This is a genomic window from Pseudoalteromonas sp. Z9A6 (assembly GCF_011378805.1).
Classification (GTDB): Bacteria; Pseudomonadota; Gammaproteobacteria; order Enterobacterales; family Alteromonadaceae; genus Pseudoalteromonas; species Pseudoalteromonas distincta.
In genome coordinates this window covers 142,609-162,869 of sequence record NZ_WTKZ01000003.1, presented here as the reverse complement: position 1 = coordinate 162,869, position 20,261 = coordinate 142,609, and the positions used below count along the sequence as shown (strand labels likewise).

19 protein-coding genes are annotated in these 20,261 nt (G+C 39.4%); 15 read left to right on the top strand and 4 right to left on the bottom strand.

The features are described from left to right. Positions 1–83 precede the first annotated feature (83 nt). Complete coding sequence (locus tag GQR53_RS02320; RefSeq protein ID WP_002958726.1) at positions 84–569, bottom strand: peptidylprolyl isomerase; 486 nt, start codon at positions 567–569, stop codon at positions 84–86. 12 nt (positions 570–581) lie between these two features. Beyond that, on the bottom strand, positions 582–1,493 hold the full coding sequence (locus GQR53_RS02315; protein ID WP_165742748.1) for a folate-binding protein YgfZ: 912 nt from the start codon (positions 1,491–1,493) through the stop codon (positions 582–584). Positions 1,494–1,657: 164 nt separating this feature from the next. Here GQR53_RS02315 and GQR53_RS02310 point away from each other — a divergent pair, with 164 nt between their 5' ends. Further along, a complete protein-coding gene (locus tag GQR53_RS02310; protein ID WP_002958724.1) occupies positions 1,658–1,909 on the top strand; it encodes a succinate dehydrogenase assembly factor 2 in 252 nt (83 codons plus the stop codon). Between the two features lie 55 nt (positions 1,910–1,964). Continuing rightward, a complete protein-coding gene (locus GQR53_RS20735) occupies positions 1,965–2,321 on the top strand; it encodes a hypothetical protein (protein WP_024604708.1) in 357 nt (118 codons plus the stop codon). On the opposite strand, the gene nadB is transcribed toward GQR53_RS20735, so the two are convergent. Next, positions 2,296–3,906, bottom strand: a complete 1,611-nt coding sequence (gene nadB, locus GQR53_RS02305; RefSeq protein ID WP_002958722.1) for an L-aspartate oxidase — start codon at positions 3,904–3,906, stop codon at positions 2,296–2,298. The genes GQR53_RS20735 and nadB overlap by 26 nt on opposite strands. Positions 3,907–4,151: 245 nt before the next feature. On the opposite strand from nadB, the gene rpoE reads away from it, so the two are divergent. The 10 genes from rpoE to pdxJ all read left to right on the top strand — a co-directional run bounded on the left by rpoE (position 4,152) and on the right by pdxJ (position 12,861). Further along, positions 4,152–4,733 (top strand): RNA polymerase sigma factor RpoE, encoded by a 582-nt coding sequence (rpoE, locus tag GQR53_RS02300; RefSeq protein ID WP_002958721.1) that lies wholly within the window; start codon positions 4,152–4,154, stop codon positions 4,731–4,733. 1 nt (position 4,734) lies between these two features. Further along, positions 4,735–5,352 (top strand): RseA family anti-sigma factor, encoded by a 618-nt coding sequence (locus GQR53_RS02295; RefSeq protein WP_165742747.1) that lies wholly within the window; start codon positions 4,735–4,737, stop codon positions 5,350–5,352. 4 nt (positions 5,353–5,356) lie between these two features. Further along, positions 5,357–6,307 (top strand): MucB/RseB C-terminal domain-containing protein, encoded by a 951-nt coding sequence (locus GQR53_RS02290; RefSeq protein WP_024594972.1) that lies wholly within the window; start codon positions 5,357–5,359, stop codon positions 6,305–6,307. A gap of 20 nt (positions 6,308–6,327) precedes the next feature. Continuing rightward, positions 6,328–6,777, top strand: a complete 450-nt coding sequence (locus tag GQR53_RS02285) for a SoxR reducing system RseC family protein (RefSeq protein WP_024594973.1) — start codon at positions 6,328–6,330, stop codon at positions 6,775–6,777. A gap of 275 nt (positions 6,778–7,052) precedes the next feature. Next, a complete protein-coding gene (gene lepA, locus GQR53_RS02280) occupies positions 7,053–8,840 on the top strand; it encodes a translation elongation factor 4 (protein WP_002958717.1) in 1,788 nt (595 codons plus the stop codon). 16 nt (positions 8,841–8,856) lie between these two features. Continuing rightward, the gene (gene lepB, locus GQR53_RS02275) at positions 8,857–9,792 is read left to right on the top strand and encodes a signal peptidase I (RefSeq protein WP_024604704.1); all 936 of its coding nucleotides are present in this window, start codon (positions 8,857–8,859) and stop codon (positions 9,790–9,792) included. Positions 9,793–9,794: 2 nt separating this feature from the next. Then, a complete protein-coding gene (rnc, locus tag GQR53_RS02270) occupies positions 9,795–10,472 on the top strand; it encodes a ribonuclease III (RefSeq protein ID WP_002958715.1) in 678 nt (225 codons plus the stop codon). Continuing rightward, entirely contained in the window at positions 10,462–11,394 is a 933-nt protein-coding gene (gene era / locus GQR53_RS02265) for a GTPase Era (protein WP_002958714.1), read from the top strand. Before rnc ends, era begins: the two co-directional genes overlap by 11 nt. A gap of 20 nt (positions 11,395–11,414) precedes the next feature. After that, complete coding sequence (recO, locus tag GQR53_RS02260) at positions 11,415–12,107, top strand: DNA repair protein RecO (RefSeq protein ID WP_002958713.1); 693 nt, start codon at positions 11,415–11,417, stop codon at positions 12,105–12,107. 22 nt (positions 12,108–12,129) lie between these two features. Then, entirely contained in the window at positions 12,130–12,861 is a 732-nt protein-coding gene (pdxJ, locus tag GQR53_RS02255) for a pyridoxine 5'-phosphate synthase (RefSeq protein ID WP_002958712.1), read from the top strand. 81 nt (positions 12,862–12,942) lie between these two features. Here pdxJ and barA read toward each other — a convergent pair whose 3' ends face one another. Beyond that, entirely contained in the window at positions 12,943–15,717 is a 2,775-nt protein-coding gene (gene barA, locus GQR53_RS02250) for a two-component sensor histidine kinase BarA (protein ID WP_165742746.1), read from the bottom strand. A gap of 109 nt (positions 15,718–15,826) precedes the next feature. On the opposite strand from barA, the gene rlmD reads away from it, so the two are divergent. The 3 genes from rlmD to mazG are packed head-to-tail and all read left to right on the top strand — an operon-like array spanning position 15,827 to position 20,117. Beyond that, positions 15,827–17,152 carry a 23S rRNA (uracil(1939)-C(5))-methyltransferase RlmD gene (gene rlmD, locus GQR53_RS02245; protein WP_165742745.1) on the top strand — a complete coding sequence of 442 codons (1,326 nt, stop codon included), beginning with the start codon at positions 15,827–15,829 and terminating at the stop codon, positions 17,150–17,152. Positions 17,153–17,160: 8 nt separating this feature from the next. Continuing rightward, entirely contained in the window at positions 17,161–19,317 is a 2,157-nt protein-coding gene (gene relA / locus GQR53_RS02240; protein WP_165742744.1) for a GTP diphosphokinase, read from the top strand. 2 nt (positions 19,318–19,319) lie between these two features. After that, positions 19,320–20,117, top strand: coding sequence for a nucleoside triphosphate pyrophosphohydrolase (gene mazG / locus GQR53_RS02235; RefSeq protein ID WP_165742743.1), 798 nt, complete (start codon positions 19,320–19,322; stop codon positions 20,115–20,117). The last annotated feature ends 144 nt before the right edge of the window (positions 20,118–20,261 follow it).

Here is a 20,261-nt window from a genome sequence, read left to right as displayed (position 1 = left end):
CAAAAGATCGGTCAACCGATCAAAAATACCTTAACTGATCGGTGTTAGCGCCTAAGGCGCTTTTTTATTTGTTTAGCAGTACATTAGTGGTCGTGACCACACCCACCTTCGCCATGTACGTGGCCGTGAGTTAATTCATCTTCTGTCGCATCACGTACTTCTAGTATTTCTACATCAAAGTTAAGTGTTATACCTGCAAGTGGGTTATTACCATCTACAATCACTTCTTCATCTTGGATATCGATGATCATTACTGATTGGTCACCATCATCTGTTGATGCACGAAATTGCATGCCAACTTCAATTTCCATACCTTCAAACATTGATTTAGGTACTGCTTGCATTAGGTTTTCGTGGCGCTCGCCGTAACCTTCTTCAGGTTCAACCTTTACGCTAAGCGTGTCGCCTGGTTGCTTGCCCAGCAAAGCATTTTCTAGGCCTGAAATTAAATAGCCTGTGCCAATGATAAAGTGTAGTGGCTCACCACCGAACGAGTTATCAATGCTATTGCCATCATTATCCATTACTGAATAATGCATTTTTACCACTTTGTTTGCCGCAACGATCATAGTCATTCCTATTTATTCATCTTCAAGAGAGTAGGGTAGAGGCAGAATGCTTAGCTCCACCTGAGGTGTGTGTTTTGCACGAAGTACCTGAGTTACATCAGTATCGTTTGGCAACACAACGAGGCCTGTTAATTTATTTGTTTGCTCATCAAAGCTTTGTGCAATAAGTTTACCTGCACGGCGCCAATTTTCGCCTAATTGGGTTTCTAAATCAGGCTCTGAAAGAATCCCTTCGCTTTGCCCTGAAACGATATACATTGCACGTTTATTTTTACCAAGGTACTTCATACGGGCTACTGTTTCTTGACCGGTATAACACCCTTTTTTGAAACTTATACCGCCAATAGCATGTAGGTTTACCATTTGAGGAACGTACTCGCCAATTGCATCTGCACTTAGCTGAGGCTCACCGGCAAGCATCGCTGCTTGTTGCCAAGGGGCTTCGTTATCAAGTGTGGATACGTTATCAGGCATGCTAAATTGGTTATCAACCATTATTAAAACACGGTTATCAGCTAATTTTAGCGCTTTACCATTCGTAAAATCACACGCGCTTGCATCGCCTTCAAAGCTAATATCAAGTTGTGCCAGCACATCCGATAAATCATCACCAATTAAACCAATTAAACGCTTTGAGCATTCAGTAATATCAACTTTTGCAAATACAGCGTATTTTTTAAGTTCAGCTAATGATTTTTCAACTTCAGCTTGGCTACCCGCAAGGTAGTAACTATCTTGGTAAGAAAATAATTTAAATACACCCCAAAGTTTACCTTTGGCGCTGCAATGGCCAGCCCACAAATAATTACTGCTGGTTAATTTATTTAGATCTTGAGTGATTTGTCCGTGCAAATAAGATAATTTATCAGCACCGCAGAGGCTAATAAGTTGATGAGATAACGGACATGAATAAACGCTCGACATAAAAACCTTCTTTGCAATATAAATGAAGTGACATAATAACGCAGTTGTTACGTATGGTACAGACAAGCGCTTATTGGTGCGGGTTTATTATTTAATGAGAGATTAATAGCTGCTAAATAGGCTTGTGTTTGTTAAACTCGAGTCAATTAAGTATGAGGTTTAAAATGGTTGAAATTCATAGTAAAGCACGTATTCGTTGGGCTTGTCGTCGTGGCATGTTAGAGCTAGATGTTTTGTTTATGCCGTTTGTAGAAGAAGCATACGACTCTTTGAGCGCAGAGCAACAGGCTATCTTTCAGCGTTTGCTAACAGAAGAAGACCCTGACTTATTTGCATGGTTTATGGGTCATGAAGAATGTAAAGACGAGCAGTTAAACGGTATGGTTTCGCTGATCTTAGACCGAGTTCGTGTATAGGTTTACGGTTACAAATAATAAAGCTGACCACAAACCAATTGTGGTCTTTTTTTGTATGCTCAGTTTTATATTATGTTTATTTTTAGATTCACTATTAGCTATGCTTTTTTGTTTAATAATAAATGCACTAGCTGGCTTGATAATGTGGCGCAAAGTATTAGCAATTCACCCAAATGAGGGAATTATAATATTAGAACCAAAGTTATTTAGATTTGAGGGCGAGAGCTTAAAAATTCAGGGTGAAATAAGTAACAAAAGCCGATTTTATGGTAATAATATATGGCTTCATATTAAAGGTTTTAGTAACAACCATTGGCTTATAATTTCAGCCAATGGCGTTAATGAGCAAAGTTATGCGCGTCTAAAACGTGCCACTGTCGGCGCAATTAATTGCGTTTTGGAGTCAAAATAGTCGGCGTTGGATTTTCACTTTGTTCAGGGTAATCAATAGTGTAATGCAAGCCTCTGCTTTCTTTTCGCTCCATAGCACTTCTAATAATTAGCTCTGATACTTGCACTAAATTACGAAGCTCAAGTAAGTTGTTACTTACTCTAAAGTTTGCATAGTAATCGTGTATTTCTTGCTGTAGCAACTCAACTCTATGCAGTGCTCGTTCTAAGCGTTTAGTAGAGCGTACAATACCTACATAATCCCACATAAATAAACGTAGTTCATGCCAGTTATGGGTAATAACAATTTCTTCATCTGAGTTACTAACACGGCTCTCATCCCAATGAGGAAGCGCCATCGGCTCTGGTGCATGTTCAATTTTACTTAAAATATCTTTAGCTGCAGCGTGGGCAAATACAATGCACTCTAATAGTGAATTACTTGCCATACGGTTTGCACCATGCAAGCCTGTGTAAGCAACTTCGCCAACAGCATACAAGTTATCGAGATCTGTTTTACCGTTAAAGTCGGTCATTACGCCACCACAAGTGTAATGCGCAGCAGGTACAACAGGGATTGCTTCTTTTGTTATATCAAGCCCTACACTTAGGCATTTTGCGTAAATAGTAGGAAAGTGCTCAATAATAAAGTCTTTATCTTTGTGGCTAATATCTAAATAAACACAATTGGCGCCTAAGCGCTTCATTTCAAAATCGATTGCGCGTGCCACTATATCGCGTGGAGCAAGCTCTTCACGGCTATCAAAGTCTTTCATAAACCGAGTTCCATCAGGGCGCTTTAAATAAGCCCCTTCACCGCGCATGGCTTCGGTAATTAAAAAGTTTTGTAGCTCTGGATGATAAAGACTTGTTGGATGAAATTGATTAAATTCCATGTTGGCAACTTTACAACCTGCACGCCAAGCCATTGCAATACCATCACCACTTGATACGTCTGGATTAGATGTATATAAATACACTTTACTTGCACCACCGGTTGCAAGAGCAACAAATTTAGCTGAAATGGTTTCTACCTTTTTAGCTTTTTTGTTCCACACATACATGCCTTCAATGTGTGAGCCTGTTTTTCCGGCGCTTTTATCTGTGATTAAATCAATGGCGTTGTATTGCTCTAAAAGCGTTATATTTTTATGAATTTTAACTTGGCTGATAAGTGTTGTTTGCACCGCTTTGCCTGTTGCATCGGCTGCATGCAATATACGACGATGGCTGTGACCACCTTCACGTGTTAAGTGAAAACGCTCTTTTCCTTTGCTATCAAACTCCATATCAAAGGGTACGCCTTGGTCGATTAACCACTGTAGGCAATCGTGAGCATTGCTGGCGGTATAATGAACAGCGTCTCTATCGCATAAACCGCCGCCTGCATCGAGTGTATCTTCAACATGAGATTCTATGCTGTCGTTTTGTTTATCAAATACAGCAGCTATACCGCCTTGGGCATACAAAGTAGAACCTTCGGTAAGCGCTCCTTTACTGATCACGGTAACGTTACAATAATTAGCTAGAGATAATGCAAGTGATAAGCCTGCTGCGCCGCTACCTATAATAGCGACATCTGCAATGTGATGTTTATTTTGGTTCATGTCAGAGGTACTTTGCGGTTACAATGCTCATATAGAGCAATATTTGTTTTTAATATCTGTAGTTGTATCATATTTGTCATACTACTACGTAGTGATTTTAAAGGCTTAGCGCCGTTATTATCATCTATTTTATAAAAAAATAATATTAAGCAGAACTTTTTATTCATAAAGAGGTCAGAGTATTTGTGAACAATGACGACAATATGAATAACAAGCAAAAATCAGACATAGGAGTACCGGCTCGAATGAGCGAGCAGGAATTAGATTTAGTGCTAGTAAAAAGGGTCCAGCAAGGAGATAAAAACGCCTTCAACCTATTAGTAAAGAAGTATCAAAACAAAATTGCAGGTTTGATCTCACGTTATGTATCTAACCAAGGCGATATTGCTGATGTAGCACAAGAAGCTTTTATTAAAGCTTACCGTGCACTTCCTAACTTTAGAGGTGACAGCGCCTTTTACACGTGGTTATACCGTATTGCCGTTAATTGTGCTAAAAATTACTTAGTAGCCCAGGGGCGTAAGCCGCCAGCAAATGATATAGACGCTGAAGATGCCGAGTTTTATGATTGTGCAGATTCAATGCGATCGAATGCATCTCCTGAAAACCTACTTTTAAGCGAAGAAGTACGCGCTGTTATTTTTAATACGATTGATAGTTTGCCTGAAGATCTTAAAACCGCAATCACCCTTAGAGAAATAGAAGGGATGAGCTATGAAGAAATAGCCGTGGTAATGGATTGCCCAGTCGGGACTGTGCGTTCGCGTATATTTCGTGCCCGTGAAGCAATAGATAACAAATTAAACCCATTAATAGGCGAGTCTTAGTATGACAAAAGCACACCTTAACAAGTTAGATAACGAAGCGTTATCGGCATTACTTGATGGCGAGCAACATCTAACTGATGCAAAAATTGCAGAGCAAGATGTAACTACGTTTGGCCGTTATGCGTTAATTGGTGATGCGATGCGTGCTCAAAAAAATAATAACGACATACATATTGATATTAGCGATCGCGTTGCATTAGCACTAGAAAGCGAGCCTGTTTATGCTGACTTTAGTCAGTCAAAAACACAGCCTCAAGCAATCACTGAAACAGTACAAGGTAATAAAGTAGTCGCTTTTAATTGGCGCAAACCAGTTGCCCAATTAGCTATTGCAGCAAGTGTAGCGATGTTTGCTATTGTGGGCGTTAATACGCTTCCTCAAAGTAACAATGAGCAGCAAAGTGAAATTCCATTACTGCAAACCACACCGCTAGCAGGTATGGCCTCGCCAGTAAGTTATTCGTCTGAGCCTGCGCTTGAAAATGCTGAGCAAGGTTTACGTGAACTACAGCAACAGCGTATTGGTGCGTTAGTTCTTGAGCATCAACGCCAAGCACGAGTTGCGAATTCTTTAGAAACAGCGCAAACTAATACCAAAGCGTCTGAGGAAAAAAACTAATTAAATGAAAGTAATCACTTTTGTTCTGTCGTTGGTAGTAAGCTTTAATGCATTTGCCAACGACACAAATCCTGCCAAAGATTTATTACTCAAAATGGCTAATGCCGTTCACACCCGTAATTTTGACGCCTCGTTTGTGGTTGTCAAAGGTAAAACAATGGAACCCTACCGATGGGTGCATGCTTTACAAGGTGACACCGAACTTGAGCATTTAAGTTTACTTAACGGTGCTGGGCTTGAAATGGTCCGTATCGATAATCAAGTTACTTATTTTGAACCTCAGTCTGAACCATATTCTCTAAAAACAGATTCAATAGCAGGTCCAATCCCTGAAGTACTTTTTAAAGATATAGATCGCTTAAGTGCGCATTATGATTTTGTACTAGGCGGAAAAGGGCGTATTGCAGGGCGTGCAGCGCAACTTGTTCGCATTGAATCTAAAGACGAGTATAAATATAATTACTGGATTTGGTTGGATATGGAATCGTCGTTGTTACTAAAAGCAGCGTACGTTAACCATGAAGGAGAAGCCTTAGAGCAGTTACAGCTTACACATATTAGTGTGACAGAGCAGCCAGCCGGTATGCTAGTTGAAGTGCTCAATCGAAACTTTCCAACGCCTTTGCCAAACAATGCACTTATAAATGAAGATAGTACTGCCACTAATTGGAAAATCAGTTGGTTACCAGATGGCTTTGAGTTGCTAAAATCAGACAGACATAAGCTCGATTTAAATAACGAGTTAACTGATTATTACTTGTTCTCTGATGGTTTTGTTGAGGTTTCTGTATTTATTCAGCGCCCATTACCAGGTAAGCGTTTAAGTGGAGCACTCACTTCTGGTGCAACGACAGTATATGTGCATAATGGCGGTAATTTTGATGTATCGGTTGTTGGTAATGTACCGAGTATGACCGCAAAAGCGATTGCAGAGTCAGTTACTCGCGCACTATAGACGATTCCGTAAGGATTGTTATGATTGAACAAACCCTCACTGTTGTGGCCCTCGATGGCCACATTGCTCATTTAGAAGCACAGCAAAAACAAGCTTGTGAAGGCTGCAATGGTCGTTGCGGCTCACAAGTGTTTAGTAAATTATTTGGCACTGCAAAAAAAACCTTTCCTTATAAATTTGAATCCTCAGTAGAAATAGGGCAAAAGGTCACTTTGTCACTAGATGATAGTCATGTCGTTAAGCATGCTTTTGCGGTTTACATGCTACCGCTCCTTTTGAGTCTTGTTTTTGCATTTGTTGCGGCGCAATTGTTTATAGCTTCCGAAGGCTGGCAGATTTTAGCTGCTGCTCTAGGTGGCGTTACTGGCTTTTTTATAGCTAAAACTCGCGTGAAATCTCTAAAGCACGATATAAAAGTTATAAAAATTCACCCAATTAGTATCCCTTTAACTCAAATAGATGGTGATTGACGCCAATTAAATGTAAAATTGCCGTTTTATACCAAAGTAACTTGGAAATACAGGGAATCGTGGTTTTTTAAATTATTTTATCTGACTGAATTATTTAAGTTAAGTAAATATAACTTATTGTTATTCAATACATAAAATGGTTGTAACCCATCTTAAAAAGCGTAAGTACTGTTTGTTATATACAAATTTAGCTTATGGCATCCTAAAGCAAGTATTTTCAAGTCACTTAGGTATTCATATTTAGTCCATTAAAATAGAAGTATAGAATCCAGTTTATGAAGCATATCCGTAATTTTTCGATCATCGCCCATATTGACCATGGTAAATCGACCCTTTCAGATCGTTTGATCCAAGTTTGTGGCGGTTTAACCGACCGTGAAATGCAAAAACAAGTTTTGGATTCAATGGATATTGAGCGCGAACGTGGTATTACCATTAAAGCGCAAAGTGTAACGTTGAATTACAAAGCGAACGACGGCGAAACCTACCAACTTAATTTTATTGATACTCCAGGACACGTTGATTTTACGTATGAAGTTTCACGATCTTTAGCTGCTTGTGAAGGCGCGTTGCTTGTTGTTGATGCAGGCCAAGGCGTTGAAGCACAAACACTAGCTAACTGTTACACCGCTATTGAAATGGAATTAGAAGTAATTCCAGTACTTAATAAAATCGATTTACCGCAAGCGGATCCTTTACGTGTTGCAGAAGAAATTGAAGAGATTATTGGTATTGATGCCCTTGATGCAGTGCAGTGTAGCGCTAAAACAGGTGTAGGTATTGCCGAAGTTCTTGAAATGATTGTTAAAGATGTACCGCCGCCAGTAGGCGACAAAGATGCACCTTTACAAGCACTTATTATCGATTCTTGGTTTGACCCATACCAAGGCGTTGTATCACTAGTGCGTATTAAGCACGGTGAATTACGCACTGGCGACAAAATAAAAATAATGTCGAACGAGCATATACATACTGCCGACCAAGTAGGTGTGTTCACTCCTAAGCAAACCAACACCGGTATTTTAAGAACAGGTGAAGTAGGGTTTGTTATTGCTGGTATTAAAGAGATACATGGTGCGCCAGTAGGTGACACTATTACTCATCAAAAAAATGCAGCTCCACTTCGCTTACCGGGCTTTCAAAAAATTAAGCCTCAGGTTTATGCGGGTATGTTCCCAATTGCATCAGATGAGTATGAATCGTTCCGTGATGCACTTAATAAATTAAGCTTAAACGATGCGTCGTTATTCTTTGAACCAGAGAATTCAACTGCACTAGGCTTTGGTTTCCGCTGTGGCTTTTTAGGTATGCTACACATGGAAATCATTCAAGAGCGTTTAGAGCGTGAATACGATATTGATTTAATTACAACAGCACCTACGGTAATCTATGAGATAGTTACTAAAGAAGGTACATTTCAGATTGATAATCCATCTGATTTGCCTGCAGTAAACGATATTGTAGAGATTCGTGAGCCGATTGTTGAAGCTAATATTTTGGTACCACAAGAATACCTAGGTAACGTTATTACTTTGTGTATTGAAAAACGTGGTAGCCAAACAAAAATGACTTATCACGGAAAGCAAGTAGCTGTAACTTACGAGCTACCTATGGCTGAAGTGGTGATGGACTTCTTTGATAAATTAAAATCAACTAGCCGTGGTTTTGCGTCGCTTGATTATAACTTTAAACACTTTCAAACATCAGATATGGTGCGTGTTGATATTTTAATCAATGGTGAGCGCGTTGACGCACTTGCGATAATTGTTCACAGAGATGGTGCACAGTCTCGTGGTCGCCAGTTAGCTGATGCGTTAAAAGAGCTTATCCCACGTCAAATGTTTGATATAGCGATTCAAGCTGCTATCGGACAACATGTTATTGCCCGTACTACGGTAAAACAATTACGTAAAAACGTAATTGCTAAGTGTTACGGCGGTGATGTGAGTCGTAAGAAAAAGCTACTTAAAAAGCAAAAAGATGGTAAAAAACGTATGAAGCAAGTAGGTAATGTTGAAGTGCCTCAAGAAGCGTTTTTAGCTATTTTAAAAGTTGGCAAATAAAAACAAAGGATTATAAATGGCTGGTTATTTTTCAGTTTTATTGGTGTTATTAACTTTAGGCTCAGGCTTAATATGGTTAATAGATCACTTAATGTACGCCCCAAAAAGGCAGGAGCGCTTAGCGATAGCGCAAACGTCTGCTGGAGCTCCGTTAGATGAAGAAACTGCGGCATTAATTGCACCAGAACCAGTACTAACAGAAACAGCAAAGTCGATTTTCCCGATGATTGCAGCAATTACTATTTTTAGATCATTTATCTTTGAACCGTTTCAAATTCCATCCGGTTCAATGATGCCTACATTATTAGTAGGTGATTTTATTTTAGTACAAAAGTATTCATATGGAATAAAAGACCCTGTTTGGCGTACTCAATTAGTTGATATTGGGCAGCCTGTGCGTGGTGATATTGTTGTTTTTAAATACCCTTTAGATGAAAATGTTGACTATATTAAACGTACAATTGGTTTACCTGGCGATAAAATTGTTTATCGCGATAAACGTTTATATATTCAGCCAAATTGTAAAGAAGGCGAAACCCAGCAGGGTGAGCTTTTATGTAATGAATTCAATAAAATTGATTTTAAACTAATTAATGATAACGAATTTAAACAAGGCCCAATGCCTCTAGCTCGTGTAAATGAAAATTTAACAACAGTTACGCATGATATATTAATCAACCCACAAGCGCCTGAGAGAAAAGGGCGTTACTACCAGCAACCGGGCACGCCTTCTGATGAATGGACTGTTCCTGCTGATCATTATTTTATGATGGGTGATAACCGCGACAACAGCCAAGATGGTCGCTTTTGGGGCTTTGTACCAAAAGAAAACTTGGTGGGTAAAGCTGTCTTTATATGGATGAGTTTTGAATTTGAGAATGGCCCTGATGATATTTTACCAGGATGGGTTCCAACTGGTGTTCGCTTTGAGCGCCTAGGTAATATTCAGTAACGATGAAAAAAAATGTAACAGAATTATATAAAAAAATTGGCTATGAATTTGCCGATCAAGGTTTACTTGAGCAAGCAATGACGCACCGCAGCCACAAAGGCCAGCATAATGAGCGACTAGAATTTTTAGGCGACTCTATTTTAAGCTTTGTGATTGCCAATGCACTTTATGCCAAATTTCCTAAAGCGCGTGAAGGCGATTTAAGCCGCATGCGCTCAACGCTTGTGCGTGGTCAAACACTTGCCGAGTTTGGTCTTGAATTTGGCCTAGGTGATTATTTACGCTTAGGGCCGGGCGAGCTTAAAAGTGGCGGATTCCGTCGTGAGTCAACGCTTGCTGATGCAGTAGAGGCTATTATTGGCGCTGCATTTTTAGATTCAGGTATTGATAGCTGTGGCGATCTTATATTGTCATGGTACGAATCACGATTAGATGCTATTTCACCAGGGCTTAACCAAAAAGATCCGAAGACCCTGCTGCAAGAGTATTTGCAAGCCCGTAAATTATCTTTACCGGGTTACACTGTGGTTGATACCAAAGGCCAAGCACACAATCAAACATTCACGGTCGAATGTATTGTTGATGGAATGGATAGCATAATTTCTGTAGGTAGCTCGCGCCGTAAAGCCGAACAAAAAGCTGCTGAAAAAGCATTGAAGATACTTAAAAATGAACCTTGATACCCTAATACAGCCTCATGAAGGTGATGTAGATACGTTTTGTGGAATGGTTGCTATTGTAGGGCGCCCAAACGTAGGTAAGTCGACTTTGCTTAATGAAATTATTGAGCAAAAAGTGAGTATTACCTCACGTAAACCACAAACCACGCGTCATCGTATTATGGGTATTCATACCGAAGGTAAACACCAAGCGGTATACATAGATACACCAGGTCTACACGTTGAAGAAAAACGTGCGATTAACCGTTTAATGAACCGTGCCGCGTCTAGTTCTATCGGCGATGTAGAGCTTATTATTTTTGTAGTTGAGGGCACTCATTGGAATGCCGATGACGACATGGTACTTAATAAAGTATCGCAAAGTGGTAAGCCGGTATTATTGGTTATTAATAAAATAGACCAAGTTAAAGACCGTGACCTTGTGTTGCCTCATATGAAGTGGTTAAGTGACAAGTTTGATTTTGTTGGAATTATGCCTGTATCGGCAACGCAAGGTAAAAATGTTGATTTAATCAAAGCAGAAGTAACTAAACGCTTACCTCCTTGCGAATTTTACTTTCCGGAAGATTATGTAACTGACCGTTCAATGCGCTTTATGGCAGCTGAAGTAATTCGTGAAAAACTAATGCGTTTTATGGGCGAAGAATTGCCGTATTCTGTAACTGTTGAAATTGAGCAGTTTAAATGGCAAGACAACGGTATTTGGCATATCAACGGGTTAATTCTTGTTGAGCGCGAAACACAAAAACGCATGGTTATTGGTAATAAAGGCGAAAAGCTAAAAACCATTGGTCGTGAAGCCCGTAAAGACATAGAAGAAATGCTTGATAACAAAGTATTCTTAGAGCTTTGGGTTAAAGTTAAGTCGGGTTGGGCTGACGATGAACGTGCACTAAGAAGCTTAGGTTACAGTGAAGACTAAACCAAGCAGTAGCTTAGTGAATGGATAGCGACTTCTACACCGCGTATTTATTACATCGGCGTCCTTATAGTGACTCCCAAGTAATGTTAGATATGCTTGTAGAAGGCGTTGGTCAGTTAAGAATGCTGGCCCGAATTAGTGGTCGCCAGGCCACTAAACATAAAGCACAACTTCAGCCGTTTCAGGCACTGCTTGTTAATTACAGTGGCAAGTACGATTTAAAATATATCAATAAGTTTGAACTGCATGGGAACTCGCACTTTTTAAAAGGTGATGAGCTTTATTGTGGTTTTTATTTAAATGAGCTTACAAATCGTATCGTTCCTGTTAACGAGCCAATTGAACAAGTATTTGAGCTATATAAAACTCATCTATCAAACCTAAACAGCGGGGCTAATTTACAAGAGGTGCTTCGCTCATACGAGTTTCAACTATTGGAATTACTCGGTTATGGCGTGGATTTTAGTTTTGACGCCAGTGGTGAACCAATAGATGAAAAGCAGACGTATAGTTATTTCCCCGAACTTGGTTTTTTAGTACAAGAAGATACACGTTCTGGATTTAGTGGCAAACAACTCAACGCCATAGCAAATCATGACTTTAGCCAAAATGATGTGCTATATATGGCAAAGCAATTAAGTCGCTATTTATTAAAACCCTTATTAGGTAGTAAACCATTAAAAAGCCGCGAGCTATTTATGGCCTCTCAATAAACGTAATTTTACAGGTAAGAAAATGAAAGATATTCTTTTGGGTGTAAACGTAGATCATATTGCAACACTTCGCCAAGCGCGTGGAACAAGCTATCCAGATCCCGCTCATGCAGCCAGTGTAGCAGAGCATGCAGGCGCAGACGGTATTACGATTCACTTACGTGAAGACAGACGCCATATTCAAGATCGCGACGTTTACGTAATGGCTAAAACCATTCAAACTCGTATGAACCTTGAAACCGCTGTTACCGATGAAATGATAAAAATCGCGCTTGAAGTAAAACCTGAGTACGTGTGTTTAGTACCTGAAAAGCGCGAAGAATTAACAACCGAAGGTGGCTTAGACGTAGCCGGTAATATAGATAAAATTAAAGCAGCAACAAAAACGCTTACCGAAGCGGGTATTAAAGTATCGCTATTTATTGATGCAGATAAAGCACAGTTAGATGCAGCCAAAGAATGTGGTGCTCCTTATGTAGAAATACACACAGGCGCGTACGCCGATGCTACAAATGATACTGATTTACACAAAGAGTTAGAGCACATTCGTGAAGGTGTTAAATACGCAGCAAGCTTAGGTTTGATTGTTAACGCTGGCCATGGTCTTCATTATCATAACGTGAAACCAATCGCCGCAATGCCTGAGATTTATGAGCTAAATATTGGTCACGCTATTATTGCTCGTGCAGCGATAGATGGGCTCGATAAAGCCGTACGTGACATGAAAAGATTAATGATTGAAGCAAGAATGTAAGATAAGCAAATATAAGTATTTAAAAAGATTAATAAAAAAACGCGGTAAATACCGCGTTTTTTTGTATCTAAAATTCTAAGCTTATCTTTGCAGTTCGGTCACACTTGCATCTGCAAGTAGGTTTTCAAGCTCGTCCTGTAACTCAAATAATTCAGGTTCAATATTCTCTAACAAGCATTTATTTTTAAGCGATGTTTCAATTGTTTCTGCGAGCGATTTAAGTTTTGGTACACCAGTGTAACAACATGCGCCATGAAACTTGTGGACAATACTTAGGACTTGCTGACAATCATTACTCTCTATCGCTTTAGCAAGCAATGTAAGAGTTTCAGGGACGCTTAGAAGTAGCATATTAAGCATCTCTAGCGCTAACTCGCTCTTTCCGCCAGCACGCTGCAGGGCTTGTGCCCAATCAATTCGACTACTTTGAAATGGAGCCGGGCTTTGTGGTGTATCTGTTTTAGCTTTATCGCGATTAACCGGGGTCTGTGGACTATGATCGCTAATAATTTGTTTAAGCATATCTTCATCAATAGGCTTAGTTAAATAGCCTTTAAAGCCATCTTTTAACAGTTGCTCTTTTTCGCTTTGAAGGGCGTGTGCCGTTACAGCGATAATGGGTGTATCTTCATTAAGTGATGATTCTTGTATAAGCTTACATGCGGTTATACCGTCCATAATTGGCATTTGTATATCCATAAAAATTATGTCGTATTTATGACTTTTACTTAAGCTGTATGCTTGTGAACCATTATGAGCCGTTTCTATTACTTCAATCTGTTCACTTAATAAAGTATGGAGAAGTTTTAAATTGGCATCGTTATCATCAACAACCAATACTTTTAACGCCAGCAAAGCTTGATCGTTTTGTTCAATATTATGAGTCGGGTGGTCAAGTCTGTAAGGTGCGGCAAGTACTTCACATAACTTACGGTGATTAAGTGGTTTACTTAAACATGCATCAGCTCCGCTGCCTATAAAGGCTTCTCGCATATTGTGCGATACAGTATTAAGCATTAAATATAAGTAATCAGTAGATTCACGCACGGCTTTTACATAGCTTTTTAGTTGCTGCATATCATCAACTGATGCCATATGGCCAATTAAGCAAACGTCATATTTATGTTCAGTATTTTTTATAGCGTCTAAAAAGCTAGTTTCGTTAAAGCATGCCGTAACGTTTGATTCCCACTGGGTTAATAACGAAAGTACGGCATGGTGCGTATGCTCATGTGGCTCTAAATATAAGATACGCTTACCAATGAGCGATTTAGTCGGTAAGTCATTTGTAAATACGTGATTTGGCAAACTAAACACACTATTGAATGTAAAGCAGGTACCGTTACCAGGCGCAGAATTTAACGTTATACGACCACTCATTGCTTCAACAATATGCTTGGTAATAATAAGACCAAGGCCTGTACCACCAAACTTACGTGTAATGCTTGAGTCTGCTTGCCCAAATGGAGTGAATAAAGAGTCTTGCTTATCCATAGGTATACCCACGCCAGTATCTGTTACTGACACAAGTAAAGAAGTGCGTTCGTCGTCAAGTAACCGATGGCTTATGTCGACCTTAATAGAGCCTTTTTCGGTAAATTTAATCGCATTACTTAATAGGTTTATTAAGACTTGTTTAAAGCGAGTGGGATCGCCTGTTAAGTCATCCGGTACTTGTTGGTTAATGTAAATGGATAGCTCTAATTGCTTATCGTGTGCGCTAGGAGCGAGTAGTGTCATTACTTCATTTACAGCATCACGAAGTTGAAACTGTATCGACTCAAGCTCCATTGCACCTGCTTCTAGTTTTGAGAAGTCTAGAATGTCGCTAATAATAGTCATTAAACTATTTGCTGAGAGCATAATAGTGTCGAGGTAATCTTTTTGATGTTTATTCAGCGGTGTTTTATAAAGCTGGCGTGTAAACCCAATAACACCGTTTAACGGAGTACGAAGCTCGTGACTCATTTTAGCTAAAAAGTCTGATTTTACACGGTTAGCATCTTGCGCTTCTTTTTTAGCAAACGAGAGCTCTATATTTGACGTTTCGTATTGCTCTAGTGTTTCGCGGTAGTCGCTTGTTGCTTGATCAATATTTTTTTGCATTTCATCTTTTTGCATCACCATAGTGTGAGCAATGGTGTTTAAGCCTTCTCGAAGTAACTCAAACTCACCAATCATGTTGTCGTTAAGGCCAGTACTTCTTTTACCTTCAACTAACTTGTCGGTTGCAAGTACTAACTTATTAAGCGGCGTCATAAACATGCGGCTTAACCTTAAAGCTAAAATAGCTGCAAACACCAATGATAAAATAATCACAATACCGCTAATTAATAAAGCTCGTTGTTGCCCTATAACAGCTTGGTCTTTGTTTAGCTGTATAATAACGGTGCCCAGAGATGACTGAAAAGCCGACGGGTCCCATTTAGAATCGTGACTTGTATGGTTAATAATGGGGGTGAAAAATGTAACAAGCTCATCTGACTTTTGCACATGGGTGGTTTTTAAATTTATGAGCGTTTTTTGACTAATTAACTTTTCAAATGAGCGGTGATAATTACTGGTCATTAATAGCGCATTATTTTTATCAAAAATTGCAATCGACTTAATTGTAGGGGAGTGCTTGTTATGTGTGTAACTTATAAGGCGATTCAATAGCTGTTTGTTTTTTTCGAGCATGGGTTGCTCAAGCGCAATAGCAAGGGGCTCAGAAATAGTAGTGCCTTGCTGATATAAAATTTCATCAAGCTCAATGTAACGATTTATTGTAAAATAGCCACCAAGTAGTAATCCTATGATCACCGTTGGGATCAGGGTCAGTGTTAAAACAGAATCGCGTAAGCCTAATTTGGTCATAATGAGAGCGTTTTATCGTTATTAGTATGACTTGAGTATATACGGTTCAACACGCATTCTAAAGCATCTAAATATAGGTGCTTCATAAATAAAGTTAAGGTAATGCCTAATGGCGCAAATTTTTAAAGCGAAAAAAAAACCGTTAAAGCAACAAACACTAGAATTAACTATAACGGGAATGGATCATCAAGGGCGTGGCATTGCTAAACATAACAATAAAGTATGTTTTGTAAGCGGTGCATTACCAAACGAAACAGTCAAAGCAACACTCGTCGAAGATAAAGCTAAATACAGCAGCGCAAAAGTAATTAAAGTTATTAAAGCGAGTGAATCAAGAGTAGATGCTTTTTGTGAGCACTATAATCAGTGTGGTGGTTGCCAATTACAGCATTTAGAAGAAAGCCAACAAGTTGTAGAAAAACAAACTGCAGTTACTCAGTTATTTAGTAAGTTTGCTAAATTAAACAGCTTAAACTGGCAAGCCCCATTATTAAGTAAACCTGTGCATTACAGACGCAGCGCTCGTATAGCTGTTATGTTTGATAAAGCAGCTAAAAAAATGCGCGTGGGTTACAGAGCAAGTGGCTCAAAAAATATTGTGAGTATTAATAAATGTGCAGTACTTGATGAAGTATTTACAGATGTTTTTACACTTTTTGATGATTTAATTAATCAACACAAAGCACTGCACAGTATAAGCCATTTACAGTTATGCCAAAGTGATAAACAAAACTTTGTTGTTATTCGTCACACTAAAGCAATTAATGATGATACAAAGGCTTTGGTTGAGCACATAACAAAAAGCCAGCAGTTTGAAATTGTATGGCAAAGCGAGAGAGATGCAATAGAACATTCACACTTAGCCATGCCATTTTATTATCTTAAAGAATTTGATCTAAAATTTGAATTTGGTTTAGGTAATTTTATTCAGGTAAATGCACAAGTTAACGAAGCTATGTTAAAGCAAGCTGCAAATTGGCTTGATTTAAAAGGTGATGAAAATTTATTGGATTTATTTTGTGGTATTGGTAATTTCTCATTAGTGTTAGCAAAACAAGCAAAATCTGTAATTGGTGTAGAAGGTGTGACTTCAGCGGTTGCAATGGCTGCTCAAAATGCGCAAACTAACTCTATTACCAATGCGCAGTTTCATTGCTTTGATTTAACCCAAAGCATACAGAGCGCCCCATGGTTTAGCAAAAACTTAGATGTGCTTGTACTCGATCCTTCCAGGACTGGTGCTATGGCTGTATTAGAGCAATTATCTTTAAAGCAGTTTAAAACTATTTTATATGTCTCTTGTGACCCTGTTACTTTAGCCCGTGACAGCGCAATTATTTCACAAGCTGGCTTTGATCTTAATAAAATTGGGCTAATGAATATGTTTCCTCATACAGGGCATATTGAAACTATGGCGTTATTTCAACGGAGGTAGAACGCATTATGGTAGCTACACGACAATCACATCAACAAGATGAGACAACAGATTTTAGCACTCGGCTTTCATTTCTTGCCTTGTCTGACGAAAAAACAGAGCTACTTACTAAAGCCCAAGCGCTCTGCGTAAAATGTGATAGTGAAAGCAGGCAAACTACTGCAATCGAAATGGTTGAAATTTTAGCTGAGCTAAATCTCGACCCCGAATCGTTAGCTACTGCGTATTTAACCCCGTATTTTTTAAACGACTTAATATCGCTTGAAACCATCGAAGAGCAGCTTGGGAATAACATTGCCATGCTGCTAACTGGGGTTGCACAAATGGCCACTATTAGTACTTTATCGCATCAAGGTAAAGGCACTATGCAAGTTGATAATATTCGAAAAATGTTATTAACCATGGTTGAAGATGTGCGCGCCGTGGTCATTAAGCTTGCCGAGCAGGTATGTCATTTACGCAATGTAAAAAATGCGGATGAAGAAGACCGCGTCATTGCCGCTAAAGAAACGGCTGATATTTTTGCACCATTGGCAAACAGATTAGGAATAGGGCAATTAAAATGGGAACTAGAAGATTTATCGTTTAGATATTTGCACCCAGGCACCTATAAAAGCATAGCCAAACAACTTGACGACAAACGCCTTACACGCGAAGCCTACATGGAAGATATGGTTGAGCAAGTAAAAAGCCGTTTAAGTGAAGCGGGCATAGAAGCCCAAGTTTATGGTCGCCCTAAGCACATTTACAGCATTTATAAAAAAATGCAGCAAAAAAACTACGAGTTTGATCAGCTTTTTGATATTCGGGCAATGCGTATCGTCGTTGAACGATTGCAAGACTGCTACGGTGCGCTGGGCATTGTGCACACCAATTGGCGTCATCTTAATAAAGAGTTTGACGACTATGTAGCAACCCCAAAACAAAACGGCTATCAGTCAATTCATACCGTGGTATTTGGACCTGAAGGTAAAACGGTAGAGATACAAATTCGTACCAGCGACATGCATCAAGATGCTGAGTTAGGGGTGGCTGCACACTGGATGTACAAAGAAGGTGCATTACCAGGGCGCGGCTCGGGTTATGAGCAAAAAATCAGCTGGTTGCGTAAATTACTGCAATGGCAAGAAGAAGTAGTCGATGGCGGCGATTTAGCAGAAGAGCTTAAAAACCAAGTAGTAGAAGATCGCGTATACATATTTACCCCAAGCGGCGATATTATCGATTTACCACTTGGCGCTACACCGCTTGATTTTGCTTACTACATCCACTCAAATGTGGGGCATCGTTGTATTGGTGCAAAAATATTCGGCAAAATAGTGCCGTTTACGCATCAACTTACAACAGGGGATCAGGTAGAAATACTCACCCAAAAACAACCAAATCCAAGTCGTGATTGGTTAAACCCGTCATTAGGATACATTAAATCATCCCGTGCTAGAGCCAAAATTCATCACTGGTTTAAACAGCTCGACCGCGACAAAAACTTAAGTGCGGGGAAAGAAATTCTCGACAGTGAATTACAAAAGCTCAATTTAACATACAAAGATTTAGAGCCAGCCATTAAGCGTTTTAACTTTAAAGAGCTGGATGACTTAATGGTTGCGATTGGTGCGGGCGATGTTCGCCTCAATCAAATGCTTAACTTTGTAAGTGATCGGACTGAAGATGAGCCGGTTATTCGCATTAAAGCACCAAGTAAAGTAACTGGTGACAAAAACGGCATTGTAGTTGATGGCGTTGGCAGCTTAATGAGCCATGTAGCCAAGTGCTGTCGCCCAGTACCTGGCGATGAAATAATAGGTTATATAACGCAAGGTCGAGGAATAGGTGTTCATAAGGAAGACTGTGATTCGTTTAATAACTTAAAAAACCAGCATCCTGAGCGTGTTATTTCGGTAAGTTGGTCTGATGATATCAACGGCTCGTACGCACTAAGTATTAAAATAGAAGCCACCGACCGTTCAGGGCTAATACGCGATATAAGCTCAGTACTTGCTAACGAAAAAGTAAATGTTTTAAACATGAACGTAAATACGGTTGAAGATAATCAGTTAGCTATATTTACAATGCAAATAGAAGTACATGACTTATCGGGTACTAACCGTGTTCTTTCTAAATTACACCAAATTGAAGGTGTACATGATGCCAAGCGTGGTCATTAATCATGAATGATAATACAGCGCTTACACAACTTCTTAGCATAATGAAAACACTGCGAGATCCCAAGGGCGGTTGTCCGTGGGATCTCAAGCAAGATTTTAAATCTATTGTGCCGCATACGCTAGAAGAAGCGTACGAAGTTGCCGACTGTATTGAATCAGGCAACTTAGATGAGCTTAAAGGTGAATTGGGTGATTTGCTATTTCAAATAGTTTTTTATGCGCAACTTGCACAAGAGCAAAATCTATTTGATTTTAATGATCTAGTAGAGCAATTAAACGATAAGCTTACCCGTCGTCACCCGCATGTGTTTGGTGAAAAAAAAGAGCTAACAGACGATCAATTATCGCAGCAGTGGCAAGCAATCAAAGCACAGGAGCGAAGTGCTAGAGCGCAAACCGAATCCCCTTCTTTTTGGCAAGATATCCCTGGCAATATGCCAAGCTTAAGCAAAGCAAAAAAAATTCAACAACGCGTGGCTTCCCTTGGCTTTGATTGGCCAACGTATCATGGTGCACTAGATAAAGTGAGTGAAGAAGTGCTTGAAGTAAAAGAAGCGATTGAGCAAGACCCGCTATCTGATCATACAGCGGAAGAACTCGGCGACTTACTTTTTGCCACTGTTAATGTTGTACGCCATGTTAAACGAGATCCCGAACAATTGCTTCGTAGCGCTAATGATAAGTTTTCAGCGCGTTTTGAAAAGGTAAACGCTTATTTGCATGCGCAAGGTAAAAGCTTAGATACAGCAACCTTTGAAGAGATGGATAGTGCGTGGGATGCGATTAAAAAAGTAAAATAGGCTTAATGTTAAATAGTGCACATTTTTTGTGCGCGTATTAGCTAATTTTAGCTGGATTGATAAGCAGTGTTTTGGTACAATTTCGCCCCGTCTTGATGATATACCCTTAGGCTCTTCTTTGGGTGTTATATTCCTTTTAATTCC